The 1,528-nt window shown below is 44.6% G+C and carries 1 protein-coding gene; it reads right to left on the reverse strand.

The features are described 5' to 3' along the window. Positions 1 to 131 precede the first annotated feature (131 nt). Positions 132 to 1,421 carry an IS1380-like element IS612 family transposase gene (locus CIK98_RS01150; RefSeq protein ID WP_005815306.1) on the reverse strand — a complete coding sequence of 430 codons (1,290 nt, stop codon included), beginning with the start codon at positions 1,419 to 1,421 and terminating at the stop codon, positions 132 to 134. Between the last annotated feature and the right edge of the window lie 107 nt (positions 1,422 to 1,528).

Raw genomic sequence — 1,528 nt, forward strand, 5'->3', positions numbered from 1 at the left:
TAGATTTATGAGTCGTTAGTAGTAGCTTTCAGTAAAAAGCAACAGCACAACATCAATATGTAGCCAACATCCCCTTACCCCACGATGCGACTTGAGGTAATACGCAGATTCTAACCGGAAAGAAAGGATTCTTATCCGAATTCTGTTTTGAAGGGTTTTGCATAAGCGCGGTTCTCTGTGTAGATATTCAGCACGTATTGCCTTGCAGTCATGATCCACTTGGCAGGTACGGAGATGAATCTGAAGACAAAAGCCTTTATGCGACTCGTTTTCTTGAGCCCAAAAGCCTTGGTGTCAAGCCTGCTCATGATGGTCTTGTAGAAATTGTGTATCAATGCAGTAAGCAGAAGAAAGACAGTATTCTCCGCCATGAATGACTTGGGGAGCCTGCTCCAACCGAATCCGTTGTTCATGTCGTCAAAGATACGTTCCTTGCCGCCACGCAGATTGTAGAATTCAACAATGTCCCTTGTCGATGACTTGTAATCGTTGGTCAGAATACAACGGTAAGTGTATTCGCCTTCCCACAGGTCAAGGTCGCCACTGTTGCGTCTTTGTCTCTGGATGACAAGACGATAGCACTTGCCTTCCCATTTCTCAACGAGAATGGAATTGAGTTCGAACTGGATGCCGTTAATCTCCTCCGTCTTCCATCCTCTCAGAGCAAAGATGTCATTGTAGAGCGAACTGCATCGGTTGGCACGGATGTAGAAATGTTTGCAATGCTTCTCTATCTCACTGACGATTTCCTTCGAGCAGGAACCGCAGTCTGCCCTGAAGCGATTTACACGGATGTTCTGGGATTCCAGAAGAGCGAAGAATCTCTTATGGGTGTCTGCCTGATGAAAACGCACATTCGTGTTGCCATCGCTGTTCTCGATATAGACTATCTTGTCACCGATAACATATACGCCAGGCCTGTAGCCGAGGAACTTTTTGTAGGTCGGTTTTGCATCATACTTCTCCGTTTCAAGAAACTGATGGTCAAAGTCAACATCGTATTCCTCAATTTCCTTCAACTCGCCTGTAGAAACCAAAGCGTTTATAAGCAATGTGTTGAGTTTGTCTGCAGTATTGAAATCATAGGTCTTGCCTTGGTCGGAAGTATAGGAGATGTTTTCCTGTGTCAGTTCCTTGATGGCTCTGAGGATGGTATCAGAGCTGCATGTACGAAGGGTAGGATGATACGAGAGATGGCGCATCAGTTGTGACGTTACGTCTTCCACGCATGAGCCGCCACAGAAATAAACGCTCATCAGCGAACGGACTATCTCGCTGAACTGATATCCGATGATACTGCGGCATCTCTGACCCAGTGTTGAGTCGATAACGGGTGAAAGCATGGAGTCAAATTTCTCCATGATTGAAAAAATTCCTCCAAAAGGTGTGAGTTTCTCAGATTTTATTTGTACCTTTGCCATGCCTTGTTACGATTTTCGCTTGTTTTCTAATTGCAACACTAAGATAAGTGAAAAATCTGACACGGCAAAATCCTGGGCAACTTTTTGTTGCTCAGGAACTTATAAAT

Source organism: Prevotella sp. P2-180, assembly GCF_002251435.1.
Taxonomy (GTDB): Bacteria; Bacteroidota; Bacteroidia; order Bacteroidales; family Bacteroidaceae; genus Prevotella.

Coding starts and splice junctions, on each gene's coding strand:
- CIK98_RS01150 (WP_005815306.1), bottom strand. CDS start 1,421: ATGGCAAAGGTACAAATAAAATCTGAGAAACTCACACCTTTTGGAGGA.